The sequence below is a fragment of the Streptomyces sp. NPDC030222 genome (genome assembly GCF_055573115.1).
In genome coordinates this window covers 309,508-324,115 of sequence record NZ_JBVICA010000006.1, presented here as the reverse complement: position 1 = coordinate 324,115, position 14,608 = coordinate 309,508, and the positions used below count along the sequence as shown (strand labels likewise).

The window sequence follows — 14,608 nt, the reverse complement described above, 5'->3', positions numbered from 1 at the left end:
AGGTACGGATCAGGCCCCGATCTGCCCCGGGCGCCTCAGAACGCGGGCCGCTCCGGATCGAGCCGGGCCATGCCCTGCGCCGGGGACGAGGCCTCCGCGAAGTGGCGGCGGGGGATCCGGCCCGCCCGGTACGCGAGCCGGCCGGCCTCGACGCCGTGCCGCATCGCCTCCGCCATCAGCACCGGCTCCTGGGCCCGGGTAACGGCCGAGGCGAGCAGCACCGCCGCACAGCCCAGTTCCATGGCGAGCGCCGCGTCCGACGCCGTGCCCGCGCCCGCGTCCATGATCACCGGAACCCCCGCCGCCTCCGTGATCAGCTGGAAGTTGTGCGGATTGCGGATGCCGAGACCGGAACCGATAGGGGAGCCGAGCGGCATGATCGCCGCACAGCCCGCCTCTTCCAGCCGCCGGGCCAGCACCGGGTCGTCATTGGTGTACGGAAGGACCGTGAACCCGTCGTCGACCAGGGTCTCCGCAGCGTCCAGCAGCTCGACCGGATCGGGCAGGAGGGTCCGTTCGTCCGCGACCACCTCCAGCTTGATCCAGTCGGTGCCCAGCGCCTCGCGGGCGAGGCGGGCGGTGAGCACGGCCTCGCCCGCGGTGAAGCAGCCCGCCGTGTTGGGCAGGACGCGGATGCCGAGCCGGTCGAGCACGGACAGCACCGAGCCCTGGACGCTCGGGTCCAGCCGGCGCATCGCCACGGTCGTCAGCTCTGTGCCGGAGGCGATCAGCGAGCGCTCCAGCACATCGAGGCTGGACGCCCCGCCCGTGCCCATGATCAGGCGGGAGGTGAACGTCGTGCCGCCGATGGTGAGGTGGTCGTCCGCCATGCTGCTCAGCCTCCCTGGACTGCGGTGAGGACCTCGACACGGTCGCCGTCGCCGAGCGCGGTGGCGGGCCACTGGCTGCGCGGGACGACGGTCTCGTTGACTGCCGCGGCGACTCCCGAGGGGGCGGAGGTCAGCGTCCCGACGAGGGCGTCGAGGGTGGTCCCGGCGGAGACGGCACGGCGTTTCCCGTTGACGGACACGGTCACCGGCGTGGACATCGGCACGGTCATGCGGACTGCTCCTGGAGGGCGGGCCGGGCGGCGCCGGAAGCGGGGGAGAAGCGGAGGGGACTGAAGGGACGGGCCTCGGCGGGCAGTTCGCCGGTGGTGAGCACGGCGGCCATCGCGTCCCCGGTGACCGGCGTCAGCAGCACGCCGTTGCGGTAGTGGCCGGTGGCCAGCAGCAGCCCCGGCAGGGAAGTGGGGCCGAGCAGCGGCGCGTTGTCGGGGGAGCCGGGGCGCAGCCCGGCGCCCGTCTCGGTGAGCGGGAGTTCGGTGATGCCCGGCACCAGTTCGTGGGCGTCGCGGAGCAGCTGGTAGACGCCGCCCGCGGTGACCGTGGTGTCCCAGCCCAGCTCCTCGCTGGTGGCCCCGACGACCACTTCGCCGTTCGCGCGCGGCACGAGGTAGACATGGCTGCCCCGCACCATCGCCCGCACGATCCGGCTCAGGAAGGGCGCGTACGCGGGCGGCACGGTCAGCCGCACCACCTGGCCCTTCACCGGCCGTACGGGAGGCAGTACCTCGGCCGGCACGCCGTCCAGCCTGCCGCTCAAACTGCCCGCGGCCAGCACGACCTGGTCCGCGGCGAGGGACGTGCCGTCGTCGAGCACGATGCCGACGGCCCGGTCGCGCACCACGCTCAGCCGTTGCGCCCAGGCGCGGTGGAAGACCACACCGGCCCGCTCGCAGGCGGTGACGAGGGCGGCGGCGAGCCGGCGCGGGTCGACCTGGTGGTCGCCGTCGGCCCTGAGTCCGCCGCGCACCCCCGGCGCCAGCATCGGTTCCAGCCGACGGCACTCGCGCCCGGACAGCCATTCCGACTCCAGTCCGGACCGGAGGTGCAGGGCGTGCAGTTCCCGCAGATGGGCACGGTCGTCGGCGTCGAGCGCCACCGCGAGGGTGCCGCAGACGCGGTGGCCGATGTCCTGGCCGGCCGCCTCCGCGAGCTCCGCGGCGAACGCGGGGTACCGCGCGGCCGATTCGAGGTTGAGCCCGAGCAGCGTCTGCTCGCCGTAGTGCAGCTCCGTGACGGCGGCCATCATGCCGGCCGCCACCCGGGCCGCGCCGCCGCCCGGCTCGGGGTCGACGACCACGGTGCGCAGTCCGCGCTGCGCCGCCCGCCAGGCCGTGACCAGACCGATGATGCCGCCCCCCACGACGAGGACGTCGGACCCGTGGTTGTGCGGATGCATGGGCGTCCAGCCCCTCCCTTCGCCGGCATGACCCGGATCAGGTTCGTACGGTCGGAGGCCGCCCAGCCTCCCTCTCAGCCCGGTGCGTCCGGGCTCCCGCGAGTGCTTTACCTTGGCCACCCTAACCCCACGCCCCGATACGCAGTAAGGGAGCCGCAGACGTGGCCGGATCGCTCGACGGACTCGTTTTCTCCCCGGTCGCGGACCAGGCCCCCGGCCAGGTCGGCACCCGGACCCGGTTCACGTACCACGAGCAGGACGGGCGCGTCTGGGCCGACTACGCGGGCGGCGACGTGGTGCGCGGGCATCTGGTGGGCACCCGGCGCGGCGACCGGCTCGACTTCCGGTACGTCCAGCTCGGGACGGACGGCGGGACGTCGTCGGGGCACTGCGTCTCCACCGTGGTGGAGCTGCCCGACGGACGGGTGCGGCTGGAGGAGGCCTGGCAGTGGGAGTCGCGGGAGGGCAGCGGCACGAGCGTCGTCGAGGAGCTGCCTTCCTGATGGATCGTCAGGCGCGTAGGGTGACGGCGTGAGCGAGCGGGAGCAGCGGACAGGGCAGCAGCGCCGGATCGTCGTGGTGGGTGCCGGGATGGCCGGCGTGCAGACGGCGGTGGCCCTGCGCGAACAGGGCTTCAAGGGACCGGTCACCGTCATCGGGGCCGAGCCCCACCAGCCGTACGACCGGCCGCCGTTGTCCAAGGCGATCCTGCTCGGCACGGCCGAGGGATCGGCCTTCGACATCGACTTCGAGGCGCTGGACGTCGGCCTGCGGCTGGGCGTCGAGGTCACCGGGCTGCGGCCGGCCGAACGGACCGTGGACACCGAGGCCGGACCCGTCCCCTACGACGTCCTGGTCGTCGCCACCGGCGCCCGGCCCGTCACTCTTCCCGGCACCGAGGGCGTGCCCGGCGTGCATCTGCTGCGCACCCTCGACGACGCCGAGCGGCTGCGGCCCGTGCTCGCCCGCCGGCACCGGGTCGTCGTCGTGGGGGCCGGCTGGATCGGCGCCGAGTTCGCCACCGCCGCCCGGGAGGCGGGCTGCGAGGTCACCGTCGTCGAGGCGGCCGCCCGGCCGCTGGCCGGCGCACTGCCCGCCGAGGTCGCCGCCCCCATGGCCGACTGGTACGCGGAGAGCGGCGCCGAGCTGATCACCGGTACCCCGGTCGCGGGCATCGAGGGCGGCGAGGTCGCCCTCGCGGACGACGCCTCCGGGAAGGGGCGGCGGCTCCCCGCGGACGCCGTCGTGGTCGGCATCGGTGCCCGGCCCGCGACGGAATGGCTCGCCGGTTCCGGCATGGTCCTCGGTCCGGACGGGTCGATCACCGCCGACGAGGAGCTGCGCACCTCGCTGCCGGATGTGTACGCGGTCGGCGACTGCGCCTCCTTCCCGTCCCGGCGCTACGGCGAACGGCTGCTCGTCCACCACTGGGACAACGCGCTCCAGGGCCCCAGGACCGTCGCGGCCAACATCGCGGCCGGCGCCCACCAGGTCTACGACCCCGTGCCGTACTTCTGGTCCGAGCAGTTCGGGCGCTTCGTCCAGTACGCCGGCCACCATACGGACACCGACGAGGTCCTGTGGCGGGGCGACCCGGCCGGGCCGTCCTGGTCGGTGCTGTGGCTGCGCGACGGGGTACTGGCGGGAGTGCTCGCCGTGGGCCGCCCGCGGGACCTGGCCCAGGGCAGGAGACTCATCGAGGCCGCCGCGGGGATCGACCGGGAACGCGCCGCCGACCCGTCCGTGCCGCTCAAGTCGGCAGCGCTCTGACCTGCGGTGCACCGCCGTCGGAGGGGCCGCCGCCCCCCGTACGCCCGCTCCGGCTACCAGCTGTCGGTCCGGGATGGCAGGCTTGTGCCGTGACCGAGATTGACGCAAAAATCGATGCTCTCGTCCCCGCCTGGCTCTACCTCCCCGACATCGCGGAAATGCTCGACGTCGAGGTGACGCGCGTGCGGCAGCTGGTCAAGGAGGGCCAGCTCATCGCTGTCCGCCGTGGTGAGAACCGGGCGCTTCAGGTGCCGGCCGCCTTCATCAAGGGCGACAAGGTCGTGAAGGGGCTCTCCGGGACCCTGACGCTCCTGAAGGACGACGGCTTCACCGACGAAGAGATGCTTGAGTGGCTCTTCACCCCCGACCCGAGCCTGCCCGGCACCCCCGTGCAGGCCCTCAGCGAGAATCGCGGCACGGAGGTGAAGCGCCGCGCCCAGGCGCTCGCCGTCTGACACAACCCATCACACGACGGTGTACGGGCGGGGCCGCACCCCCGTCCGTACACCGCCGTCGAGCACTGCCGATCAACGGGGGGTCCCCATGTCACGTGTCCGTGAGCAGCTCGCCGACGCCCGTCTCTACCTGTGCGCGGACGCCCGGAAGCGCCAAGGGGACCTGCCCGCGTTCCTCGACGCGGTGCTGTCCTCCGGCGTGGACATCGTGCAGCTGCGCGACAAGGGCATGGAGGCGGGCGAGGAGCTGGAGCACCTGGCGGTGTTCGCCGACGCCTGCCGACGGCACGGCAAGCTGCTGGCCGTCAACGACCGGGCGGACGTCGCCCACGCGATCGGCTCGGACGTGCTGCACCTGGGGCAGGGCGACCTGCCGGTGCCCGCCGCCCGGGCGATCCTCGGCGACCGGGTGCTGATCGGCCGGTCCACCCACTCCGAGTCCGAGGCTGCCGCGGCCGCCGCCGAGCACGGCGTGGACTACTTCTGCACCGGCCCCTGCTGGCCGACCCCCACCAAGCCCGGCCGTCACGCACCCGGACTCGACCTGGTGCGGTACGCCGCCGGACTCGGCACCGAGCGCCCGTGGTTCGCGATCGGCGGCATCGACGCGGGCAATCTCGACCAGGTGCTGGAAGCGGGTGCCCGCCGTGTCGTCGTCGTCCGGGCGATCACCGAGGCGGACGATCCCGCTGCCGCGGCCGCCGGTCTCAGCAAGCGGATACGGACCTACGGCGATTAGGGACATTCCGGTCGCCGGTGTCCAAGGGGTGGACAAGAACCGGACAATCCTGACTTATATCCCTTGATCTGTTGGGTGACGGGGAACCCCTGGCTAACCTGCCCGTATGGCCCTTGGCACAGCTTCCACCAGATCGGATCGCGCACGGACCGTGCGCGACCTGCTCGCGAGCGGCAGGACGTCCTACTCCTTCGAGTTCTGGGCGCCCAAGACCGAGAAGGGCGAGCGGAACCTCTGGAACGCGCTGCGCCGGGTCGAGGCGGTGGCGCCCAACTTCGTCTCCGTCACCTACGGGGCCGGGGGTTCCACCCGCGCCGGCACGGTCAAGGCCACCGAGCAGATCGCCGCCGACACCACCCTCACCCCCGTCGCGCACCTCACCGCCGTCGACCACTCGGTCGCCCAGCTGCGCAACATGGTCGGCCAGTACGCAGACGCCGGGATCCGGAACATCCTCGCCGTGCGTGGCGACCCGCCGGGCGACCCGATGGGCGAGTGGATCAAGCACCCGGAGGGCGTCACCTACGCGGCCGAGCTGGTCCGGCTCATCAAGGAGGCGGGCGACTTCTGCGTCGGCGTCGCCGCGTTCCCCGAGATGCACCCGCGGTCCACGGACTGGGACTCCGATGTGAGTCACTTCGTGGACAAGTGCCGGGCGGGCGCCGACTACGCGATCACCCAGATGTTCTTCGACCCCGAGAACTACCTGCGGTTCCGCGACGCGGTCACCACGGCGGGCTGCCACACGCCGATCATTCCGGAAGTCATGCCCGTGACCAGCGTCAAGCAGCTGGACCGGCTGCCACAGCTCAGCAACGCTCACTTCCCGCCGGATGTGAAAGAGCGCATCCTCTCGGTCAAGGACGATCCCGCCGCTGTACGCTCCATTGGCATCGAGTTCGCGACGGAGTTCTGCGCGAGGCTGCTGTCCGAGGGTGTACCGGGGCTGCACTTCATCACGCTCAACAACTCCACCGCGACACTCGAGATCTACGAGAACCTGGGGCTGCACGAGCAGCCCTGAGTGATGGCCGCGCTCCCGGGTGGCGGCCACGGGAGAGGGGCGTACGTGGGCTGGACGGTCCTCTACATCGCGTTCGGAATCGTTGCGCTGTGGCTGCTCGGCGAAGTGCTGCTGCAGTACAAGGCGCGGCTGCGCTGGCGCCTGCTGGCCTTCTTCGGCTTCATGGGCGTCGTCCTGGGAGTGCTGCTGCCGTCGGTGATCGTGATCGGCGTGGGCGCCGTCACGTTCGCGATCGGCCAGACGTACGTGACGCTGTCCTTCCGGCGTGGTTTCTCCACCGGCTGGGCGCTCGGCGGCAAGCCCGGCGCCAGCCGCCGCCGCAAGGTCGCGCAGGCGGCACCGGACGGGGCCGGACCGGCCCTGGAGGTGTCCGAGCTCGAGTACGAGGCCATGGAAGCCGACGAGCTGCCGGCCGGCCCGGCCGTGTACGCGCCGGAACCCCTCCCGGAGGACACCGGCCAGTACGGCGTCTACTCCGACGAGGCCTACGCGGCGGCCCACCAGCACACACAGCAGCAGCCCGCCGCGCAGCAGTACGGCCAGTACGACGGCTACGCCGGCTACCCCTCGTACGACTACGGCGGTCAGCAGCAGTACGCCGCCTACGCGGATCCGTACCAGGCCGGGGGCGCGCAGCAGTACGCCGACCCCTACGCCGCCCAGTACGGCATGGACACCCCGCCCGGCGGCGTCTGGGTGCCCCAGCAGCGCGACTCCGGCCAGTCGTACGACCCCGGCCAGGACCCGGCCGCGGGGTACCAGAACGGCGGCGGGTACGGCTACCCGGGGCCGGGCGACCAGTACCGCTACTGAGACTCCTGCCGGCGATTCCTGCCGGCGGCTCCTGCCGGGGCGACTCGCGACTCGTGCCGGGGGCGGATTTCGGCCACCCGGCCTTCGCTGCCGCGGGCCTGCGTAGGCCGGCCCGCCTCGCCCTGCACAGCGGCCGCCCCGGATCCGTGCGGCCCCGGCGAGGGCCGGACTACTGGGAGCCGCGGAAGTCGTCGCCCTCGACGATCAGACCGGAGACCAGGGCGCCCGACATGCCCGCGTGGGCGAGGCCGCCGCCGGGGTGGGACCACCCGCCCGCGAAGTACAGGCCCGGCAGGGGTGAGCGGTTCGCCGCCGGGAGCCAGGCACCGCCCGCGCCCGCAAGGGCGGGGGAGGGGACCTGGAACGCCCCGGTGTCCCGGTGGGTGTCTGCCGGGGTGCGCACCTCGCGCCACAGGATGCGGCCGGCCAGGTCCGGCACCGCAGCCGTCGCCGCGTCCACCATCCGGTCCGCGAATCCGGCCACGACGTCGGACGGGGCCGAGGTCCAGACGTTGTCCGACGGCAGCACTCCGCCCGCCGCGACGGTCGCGGTGAGCGTCACGGTCTCGTGGGCGTCGTCGGGCCGCAGCGCCGGGTCGTCCGGGCGGAGCACGGTGACGGTCGGCCGGTCGCACAGCCCGCCCGCGGCGAGCGCGGCCAGCTCACCGGCCCGGTCCCGGGCGTGCACCACCGTGCGGTGCGCCGTGTCCGCCGGGCGGCCGCCGCGCAGGGCCAGCAGGACCGTCACCCGGCCGGTGCGGGCCTCCCGCTGCCAGTGCGGCCACTCCTCCTGACGGGGCCGGCCGACGACCTGCTCCCCGTACAGCGCGGGCAAAGGCGCCCCGGAGACCACCATGTCGGCGTCCACCGTCGTGCCGTCCGCCAGCCCGACACCGCAGGCGCGGCCGGCCTTCTCCAGGACCTCCGTCACCTCGGCACCGAAGGTGAACTCCACCTTCCGTTCCAGGCAGCGCTCGTACAGGGCGTCGGCGAGGGCGCGGATGCCGCCCCGGACGTACCAGCTGCCGAACGTCTGCTCCATGTACGGCAGGACGGTCGCCGAGGCGGGCGCGGTCCGCGGGTCCAGGCCGTAGGCCAGCGCGTACCCGTCGAGCAGCGCGGCGAGCCGTGGATCGCCCAGCTCGCGGGAGCCGACCTCGGCCAGGGTGCGGGCCCGGCGCCGCAGCAGCCCCCGGGGCGGCGCCGGATACGGCTCCCGGCCGAACGGCGTCGGGTCGGCGGGCAGCGGTTCCTCCAGCAGCGGTCGGCGCGACCGCTCCCACGCCTCGCGAGCCCGGACCAGGAACGCCCCCCAGCTTTCGCCCGCGCCGGCCCCCAGCGCCTCGTCCAGTGCGGAGAGCACCCCGGAACGCGAGGCATTGGGCAGCGACACCGACGTACCGTCGGCGAACAGGTGCCGGCTCGCCGGATCGACCGGCGTCAGGCCGACACGGCTCTCGAGCGGCTCCTTGCCGGTCTTCACGAACAGGTCGCGGTACACCGCGGGCAGATGCAGCAGACCGGGCCCCGTGTCGAACGCGAATCCGTCACGCTCGTACCGCCCCACCGAGCCGCCGTACGTCGCCGAGCGCTCGTACACCGCCAGCCGGTGGCCCGCCACGGCGAGCCGGGCGGCCGCCGCCATGGCGCCCGTACCGGCGCCGATCACTGCAATTCGTGCCATGCCGCGACTGTATCCGCCCCCCACCGGGGGGTTCGCCGCCCGGTGGCGCGGCCCCGGGTGCGGGGCTACCAGGAAGAGCTCGGCCCTCCGACGCCCACCGCTCTTTTCTTCTCCCTTTTCTCCTCGCGGCGTTGCGCCCTGCGCCGCAGGAACCGTCGGATGCGCGAGGCGAGGAACGCCACCACCACGATGCCCAGCAGCAACAGCGCACCCGCGATGACGGCGGCGGCCATGGGATAGAAGATGGCGAACGTGATGATTCCGGCGACGCCGAGATCCTCGGCGATGCTGATCACGATGTTGCTGACCGGCTCGGGCGAGGTGTTGACCGCCATCCGGGTCCCGGCCTTGACGAGGTGACTGGCCAGCGCGGTGGAACCGCCGATCGCGCCGGCGGCCAGCTCGGGCAGCGAGCCGTTCTGGCCGGCCAGCAGTGCGGCCACCACCGCCCCGGACAGCGGCCGGACGACGGTGTGCACCGAGTCCCACACCGAGTCCACGTAAGGGATCTTGTCGGCCACGGCCTCGCAGAGGAAGAGCACACCGGCGACGATCATCACATCGGTGCGCTGCAGCGCTCCCGGCACCTCGTCGGAGAGGCCCGTGGTGCCGAATACGCCGAGCAGCAGGATCACGGCATAGGCGTTGACACCGCTCGCCCAGCCGCTGGTGAAGACGAGCGGAAGTACGGACATGATCGGAATCCTAGCCAGTACGTACGTATGTGCGGACCGGGTTGAGCACACGGGCCTGAGTATCCGTACCTAGTCCACGAGATGAGTACGCGCGCGGATGGGGCGCGCGCTGCTCGGACGGAAGAGTGGGGTCGCGGAGGGGGGAAGCGGCACCGGCACCGCCGACACGGGGCGGCGGGACGGCGTCGTTCTCCCCACCGCGACGGGGACCACGCCCCCGCAGGGGCCCGGCGACCAAGGGGAACGCGGACCCGGGCTCCTGAGGGACCCCATGGGTGGGGACATACGGGGGGAGGCGCCGGCCCGGCGCGCTCGGAACGTCGAGCGACACCGGACCGGCGCCTTTTCCGTGTCCGGGTGTGGGGGAGCGGACGCCGCTACGGCGCCGCCGGCACGAGCAGCTCCGCGCGGAGGGCCTCCGCGTCGTCCAGGGAGAGCGACGTGGCGTTGCTCGTGGTGGTCTGGGCGGCCAATTGTCCGTCCCGGCAGAGCAATTCGCCGGACACCCCCTAGCGGCCGCTCACCCGGCCGTGCAGCAGCCGCGACAGAGCCGCGTGCACGTCGTCGAGGCTGCGCTCCCGCTGGAACGCCTGCCAGTCCAGGGCGGCCACCAGCACCATGCCCACCAGCGCCGCAGCCGTCAGCGGAACATCGATCTCCTCGCTCAGCTCGCCGGCCTCGACTCCCTCCCGCAGCACCGCCTCCACGACGGCGACCGCCTCCTGACGCACCACCATCAGCGTGGACTGCCACGCCCGGTTGGTGCGCCACAGCTCGGCGACGTACAGCTGGGTGAAGGCCGGGTACTGGTCGATGAACACCAGACCGGACCGGATCATCGCGTCGAGCGCCTCGACCTTGGTGCCGCCGCGCTCCGCCGTCTCCTCGGCGGCGCTGCGCAGCGAGGCGGTCAGGAGCCCGACGCCATGGCGCAGCAGCTCTTCGAAGAGCACGGTCTTACTGGCGAAGTTGTAGTAGACCGTCCCCTTTGCCACCCCGGCTCGTTCGGCGATCTCGTCCACGGTGGTGGCGGAGAACCCCTTTTCCGCGATCAGGGTGACGGCAGCTTCGTAGAGCTTCTGCCGGGTGGCCTGGCGGCGTCGCGTGCTGCTGCTGTCCATGGCGTCGATTCTCACAGGTCCGTACGGTCGTACCGGCTCAGAGGCTGAGCTCGGGGTGCAGACGGTCGAAGGTCCACACCTGCTTGCGGCGGGCGGAGACGGCGGTGAGCGCCAGAGCTCCCACCGTGAACGCGGCCAGCACCACGCTGCCGGTCCACACCGGGGTGAGCCCGCCGCCGGAGATCAGCCGGCGCAGCCCCTCCACGACGTACGTCATCGGCAGGTACGGGTGGATCGCGTTGAAGAACGCAGGGCTCGTCTGGACCGGGTAGGTGCCGCCCGCCGAGGTGAGCTGGAGCATCAGCACCGCCAGCACCAGGATCCGGCCGGCCGCGCCGAAGCGGGCGTTGAGCCACTGCACGATGGCGGCGAAGCAGAAGGTCACCAGGGCCAGGAAGCCGATGGTCCCCGCGGTGTTCGCCATCTCCAGGCCGAGTCCCCAGTGCAGTACGGACATCAGCGCGGCGATCTGGAGCACACCGAGCGCGGCGACCGGCAGCCAGCCCGCGAGCGCGGTCCGCCACGCGGAGGCACCCGCGGCGAGGGCCCGCTTGTTGAGCGGCTGGATCAGCATGTACGCGACCATCGCGCCCACCCACAGCGAGAGCGGGATGAAGTACGGGGCGAAGCCGGTGCCGTAGTTGGGCGCCTTGTACAGCGACTGGTTGGCGAGCTGGACGGGGTCGGCCATCACGTCGGTGCGCCGGTCCCGGTCCTCCTTGTCGTAGTCCGGGATCTTCTCCGCGCCGTCGTGCAGACCGCCGGCGAGCTTGCCGGAACCGTCGACGAGCTTGAACAGGCCGCCGTCGAGGTTGTTCGCACCGTTCTTGAGGCGGCCGACGCCGCCGTCGAGGTTGATGGCACCCTGCTTCGCCTTGGTCAGACCGGTGTGCAGGGCGTCCGCGCCGTTGGCGATCTTCTGGGCGCCGGAGTTGAAGGCGTTGATCTTGCCGACGGCGGCGTCCAGGTCCTTGCTGAGGTTCGGCGCGTGGTTCGCGAGGGCCTGGGCCTGCTGCTCCAGCCTCTTCAGCCGGGTGTCCAGGGTCTTGAGGTCGCTGCTGTGGTCGCGGACCGCGGTGTTGAGCGTCTTGGCTCCGGCCAGGGCCTCGTCGGCGGCCTTCTTGGCGCCGGCGATCTTGGGGCAGGCGGGGCTGGGCGGCGTGGCGGTCACGCAGAGGGCCGTGTTGACCTCGTTGATCGTGTCGGAGGCCTCCTTCGCCTTGGACTCCACGGCCGGCGCCTTCTCGATCAGCTTGCCGATGGTCTGCTGCGCGGTCCGGGAGGAGTCCGCGACCAGCTGCGCGGAGGTGCGGATGGTCTCCGCGTTGTTCTTCAGGTACGGCCGCACCCGGTTCGCAGTGCCGCCCACCTTGTCGGCGATGCCCTTGGTGGTGTCGGCCATCCTCCGGGTGGCGGTCTCCAGGTCTGCGGCGCCCTTGTCGAGCTTCCGCAGGCCGTCGGCGAGGCTGCCACTGCCGTTCTTGGCGGTGGACAGGCCGTTGGCGAGGTCCTTGGAGCCCTTCTTGGCCTTCCCGATGCCGCCCTTGAGGTCGTCGGCGCCCTTGGCGGCCTTCTCGGTGGCCTCGTGGATGTCGGAGAACGAGATGAAGATCTTGTCCAGGAAGTTGCGGGAGGTCTTCTTGGAGGCCGAGTGCCGCACCTCGGAGAACACCGAGCGGGAGATCTGCCCGACGATGTAGTTGTTGGCGTCGTTCGTCCGCACCTGGAGGGCGCCGGTCTCCGGGGAGTCACCGGAGCTGGACGCGACCCGCTCGCTGAAGTCCGACGGCATCGTCAGCGACAGGTAGTACGTCCCGTCCTCCACGCCCTTGCGGGCCTCGGAGTCGGTGACCTCGTGCCACTCGAAGACCTTGCTGTCGAGGAGCCCCTCGGTGATGTCGTCGCCCGCGTTTATCTTCTTGCCGTCGGCGGTGGCGCCCTTGTCGGCGTTCACCAGCGCGACCGGGATGCGGTCAAGGCGGCCGTACGGGTCCCAGAACGACCACAGGTAGAGCGCCCCGTAGAGCAGCGGGAGGAGCAGCAGCGCGACCAGTGCCGCGCGCGGAAGCTTCCCCCTGCCGAAGCGCTTCAGCTCAAGCGCGGCCAGTTTCGGCGAGCGCATCCGCCGCCCCCTCCTCGTTGTCCTTGCTGTCCTCGTCGATGCCGGCCCCGGTCCGGGGCGCGGGATCCTTCCGGGCCCCGGCTCCGCGCTCGGGCACGTCGGGTACGGGCGTGTCGCCGGTCTTCGTCGCCTTTGTGGACGCCTGCGCCTGCGGCTTTGCCTGTGTCTTCGTCCCGGGCTCGGGCTTCGCCTCTGGCCCGGCTTCCGGCTCGGTGCCGGGCGTGGCCTCGGGCCCGGGTGCGGTGAGCGGCGTTGCGTCCTTCGCAGACCCGGCTTCCGGAGCCTTCGGGGCCTTGGCCGCCTTCACCGGCTTCGCGGTCTTGGGCCCGGGCGTCGGCGTGACGTCCTTCGGAGCCCCGGTGTCCTTGCCGGCCCGCTGGGCGGTGCCCTTGCCGGCGGCCGCTGCGGGGACGGCCCGGAACACGGCTGCGGGCGTGGGCTCCGGCGTGACGGTCCTCTCGGCCGCGGCCCGCTGCCCGGCGCCGTGGCCCTTGGCGGGCTCGGCGTGCTTTCCGGTCGCGGCTCCGGCGCCGGCCTTGGGCGTGAGCCCGGATGCCGGCGAGGCCGCGGTCCCCGTCGGGGCCGTGCTGATGCGTACCGCGTCCTCGGGTGCCTCGCTGCAGACGGCCAGCACCGTCGTCCCGCCCGCCGCGATGGAGCGCAGCATGTCCCAGGCCTCGGTCCGTTCGCGGTCGGAGAGCTTCAGGTCGGTGTCGTCCACGGCGAGCAGCCGCGGGTGGCCGATCAGCGCGAGGGCGACCGAGAGCCGCAGCGCCTCCGGGCGCTCCAGGTCACGGACCGAGGTGCGCGGCCCCTTGGGCAGCGTTCCGAGGTCCAGCCCGGCCGTGGCGAGCGACTCGTCGATACGGCGGCGCGTTTCCGCGGTCCGCTCGGAACGCGGACGGATCAGCGAGCGCAGCGAGGCGTCCAGGCTGCGCTGCAGCAGGGCGCGTTCGCGGAGGTGCTCCCCGACGGTGAGGGCCGGGTCGAGATCGCTGATGCCGGGAACGTGGCCGAGTCCGCTGACCCGGCGGACCGCCGACATCTTGCGCGGCAGCCGCAGCCCCGCCACCTCGGCGTGTCCCTCGCTGGGGCGCATCCGGCCGGTGAGTGCCAGCAGCAGACATGTGCGGCCGGTGCCGGAGGGGCCCTCGATCGCGAGGAGTGCGCCGGGCTCCGCCTTCACCGTCACACCGCGGAACGCCCATCCGCGCGGACCCTTGAGTCCGAAATTCTCGGCGCTGACGGTTGCCCCGTGCGGGCTGTCCACGAACCCTCCCCCAATTTTGAACTGACCGGTCAGTTCAAAAGTAACCCGAACTCGCGGCCGAAGCAAAACGGCAGGTCGGAGCCGATTGTCAGTGGGGGGCTGCACGATGGGCACACACGGCCACAGCGCCGTCACACGACGACAGGAGGCTCGTCATGGCCAGCACCAACGCCGCGGCACAGCGGCGCCGCGCCACCGCCCCTGCCCCCTCATCGAACGGTCCCGCGAGCGACGTCCACCCCGTCCTGCGCCGGGCCACCGCGCCGCCTGCCGCCCTGGACCTGCTCGCCCAGGCCCGAACGGGGCTGGACGAGGCCGCGACCCTCGACACCCCCAACGAGCGCTACGCCACGGCCCACCTCGCCGCGCTGCGCACCGCCGCGGCCGTCCTCGCCGCGCTGGGCCGCCCGGAGACCAACCCCCGGCGCAGGCAGCGGATTCGCAGTGCCTGGGAGGTGCTGTCCGAGATAGCCCCCGAACTGGCCGACTGGAGTGCCCACTTCGCCGCCGGGGCGCCGCGCAGGGCGCGCGCGGAGGCCGGCATACAGGGTGCGGCGAGCGCCAGGGACGCGGAGGACCTGTTGAGGGACGTCGCGATGTTCCTGCGCATCGTGGAGCGGATGCTGGTCCTCCAGCCTGTCCTGCCCCAGCCCAGGGAACGCCGTCCGGAC

Annotated in this window: 14 protein-coding genes, 1 pseudogene and 1 riboswitch; of the genes and pseudogenes, 7 read left to right on the top strand and 8 right to left on the bottom strand. The window is 72.6% G+C overall.

Annotation, left to right across the window (positions count from 1 at the left end; all coding sequences use genetic code 11):
* Window positions 1–35 precede the first annotated feature (35 nt).
* The 3 genes from ACZ4Z5_RS12055 to thiO all read right to left on the bottom strand — a co-directional run bounded on the left by ACZ4Z5_RS12055 (window position 36) and on the right by thiO (window position 2,244).
* Entirely contained in the window at window positions 36–830 is a 795-nt protein-coding gene (locus ACZ4Z5_RS12055; protein ID WP_468260376.1) for a thiazole synthase, read from the bottom strand.
* Between the two features lie 5 nt (window positions 831–835).
* A complete protein-coding gene (gene thiS / locus ACZ4Z5_RS12050; protein WP_468260373.1) occupies window positions 836–1,060 on the bottom strand; it encodes a sulfur carrier protein ThiS in 225 nt (74 codons plus the stop codon).
* Window positions 1,057–2,244: a glycine oxidase ThiO gene (thiO, locus tag ACZ4Z5_RS12045; RefSeq protein ID WP_468260370.1), complete on the bottom strand. Its 1,188-nt coding sequence runs from the start codon at window positions 2,242–2,244 to the stop codon at window positions 1,057–1,059. The genes thiS and thiO overlap by 4 nt, the downstream gene beginning before the upstream one ends.
* A riboswitch (TPP riboswitch) is annotated at window positions 2,242–2,354 on the bottom strand. (Overlaps the previous gene by 3 nt.)
* A 51-nt stretch (window positions 2,355–2,405) precedes the next feature.
* Here thiO and ACZ4Z5_RS12040 point away from each other — a divergent pair.
* The 6 genes from ACZ4Z5_RS12040 to ACZ4Z5_RS12015 all read left to right on the top strand — a co-directional run bounded on the left by ACZ4Z5_RS12040 (window position 2,406) and on the right by ACZ4Z5_RS12015 (window position 7,045).
* Window positions 2,406–2,747 carry an avidin-fold protein gene (locus ACZ4Z5_RS12040; RefSeq protein WP_468260367.1) on the top strand — a complete coding sequence of 114 codons (342 nt, stop codon included), beginning with the start codon at window positions 2,406–2,408 and terminating at the stop codon, window positions 2,745–2,747.
* Between the two features lie 28 nt (window positions 2,748–2,775).
* Window positions 2,776–4,014, top strand: coding sequence for an NAD(P)/FAD-dependent oxidoreductase (locus ACZ4Z5_RS12035; protein ID WP_468260365.1), 1,239 nt, complete (start codon window positions 2,776–2,778; stop codon window positions 4,012–4,014).
* Between the two features lie 89 nt (window positions 4,015–4,103).
* On the top strand, window positions 4,104–4,469 hold the full coding sequence (locus ACZ4Z5_RS12030; protein WP_468260362.1) for an Rv2175c family DNA-binding protein: 366 nt from the start codon (window positions 4,104–4,106) through the stop codon (window positions 4,467–4,469).
* A gap of 88 nt (window positions 4,470–4,557) precedes the next feature.
* On the top strand, window positions 4,558–5,208 hold the full coding sequence (gene thiE / locus ACZ4Z5_RS12025; protein WP_468260359.1) for a thiamine phosphate synthase: 651 nt from the start codon (window positions 4,558–4,560) through the stop codon (window positions 5,206–5,208).
* Between the two features lie 106 nt (window positions 5,209–5,314).
* Window positions 5,315–6,232 (top strand): methylenetetrahydrofolate reductase [NAD(P)H], encoded by a 918-nt coding sequence (gene metF / locus ACZ4Z5_RS12020; RefSeq protein WP_468260357.1) that lies wholly within the window; start codon window positions 5,315–5,317, stop codon window positions 6,230–6,232.
* Between the two features lie 45 nt (window positions 6,233–6,277).
* Window positions 6,278–7,045, top strand: a complete 768-nt coding sequence (locus ACZ4Z5_RS12015) for a hypothetical protein (protein WP_468260354.1) — start codon at window positions 6,278–6,280, stop codon at window positions 7,043–7,045.
* A gap of 169 nt (window positions 7,046–7,214) precedes the next feature.
* On the opposite strand, the gene ACZ4Z5_RS12010 is transcribed toward ACZ4Z5_RS12015, so the two are convergent.
* The 5 genes and pseudogenes from ACZ4Z5_RS12010 to ACZ4Z5_RS11990 form a co-directional block, all read right to left on the bottom strand.
* A complete protein-coding gene (locus tag ACZ4Z5_RS12010; RefSeq protein WP_468260351.1) occupies window positions 7,215–8,729 on the bottom strand; it encodes a phytoene desaturase family protein in 1,515 nt (504 codons plus the stop codon).
* Between the two features lie 65 nt (window positions 8,730–8,794).
* A complete protein-coding gene (locus ACZ4Z5_RS12005) occupies window positions 8,795–9,424 on the bottom strand; it encodes a DUF4126 domain-containing protein (protein WP_468260348.1) in 630 nt (209 codons plus the stop codon).
* 509 nt (window positions 9,425–9,933) lie between these two features.
* A complete protein-coding gene (locus tag ACZ4Z5_RS12000) occupies window positions 9,934–10,545 on the bottom strand; it encodes a TetR/AcrR family transcriptional regulator (protein ID WP_468260345.1) in 612 nt (203 codons plus the stop codon).
* A 37-nt stretch (window positions 10,546–10,582) separates the two neighbouring features.
* Complete coding sequence (locus tag ACZ4Z5_RS11995; RefSeq protein ID WP_468260342.1) at window positions 10,583–12,667, bottom strand: YhgE/Pip family protein; 2,085 nt, start codon at window positions 12,665–12,667, stop codon at window positions 10,583–10,585.
* Window positions 12,668–13,255: 588 nt separating this feature from the next.
* A pseudogene (locus ACZ4Z5_RS11990) lies at window positions 13,256–13,937 on the bottom strand (ATP-binding cassette domain-containing protein); the annotation flags it as partial.
* Window positions 13,938–14,092: 155 nt separating this feature from the next.
* On the opposite strand from ACZ4Z5_RS11990, the gene ACZ4Z5_RS11985 reads away from it, so the two are divergent.
* A partial coding sequence (locus tag ACZ4Z5_RS11985) for an SAV_6107 family HEPN domain-containing protein (protein ID WP_468260339.1) occupies window positions 14,093–14,608 on the top strand: 516 nt, incomplete at its 3' end.

Excerpts from the sequence above, each read along its gene's own strand:
- thiO (WP_468260370.1), bottom strand. The coding sequence starts at position 2,244 with ATGCATCCGCACAACCACGGGTCCGACGTCCTCGTCGTGGGGGGCGGC.
- ACZ4Z5_RS12055 (WP_468260376.1), bottom strand. The coding sequence starts at position 830 with ATGGCGGACGACCACCTCACCATCGGCGGCACGACGTTCACCTCCCGC.
- ACZ4Z5_RS12005 (WP_468260348.1), bottom strand. The coding sequence starts at position 9,424 with ATGTCCGTACTTCCGCTCGTCTTCACCAGCGGCTGGGCGAGCGGTGTC.
- thiE (WP_468260359.1), top strand. The coding sequence starts at position 4,558 with ATGTCACGTGTCCGTGAGCAGCTCGCCGACGCCCGTCTCTACCTGTGC.
- thiS (WP_468260373.1), bottom strand. The coding sequence starts at position 1,060 with ATGACCGTGCCGATGTCCACGCCGGTGACCGTGTCCGTCAACGGGAAA.
- ACZ4Z5_RS12010 (WP_468260351.1), bottom strand. The coding sequence starts at position 8,729 with ATGGCACGAATTGCAGTGATCGGCGCCGGTACGGGCGCCATGGCGGCG.
- ACZ4Z5_RS12000 (WP_468260345.1), bottom strand. The coding sequence starts at position 10,545 with ATGGACAGCAGCAGCACGCGACGCCGCCAGGCCACCCGGCAGAAGCTC.
- metF (WP_468260357.1), top strand. The coding sequence starts at position 5,315 with ATGGCCCTTGGCACAGCTTCCACCAGATCGGATCGCGCACGGACCGTG.
- ACZ4Z5_RS11995 (WP_468260342.1), bottom strand. The coding sequence starts at position 12,667 with ATGCGCTCGCCGAAACTGGCCGCGCTTGAGCTGAAGCGCTTCGGCAGG.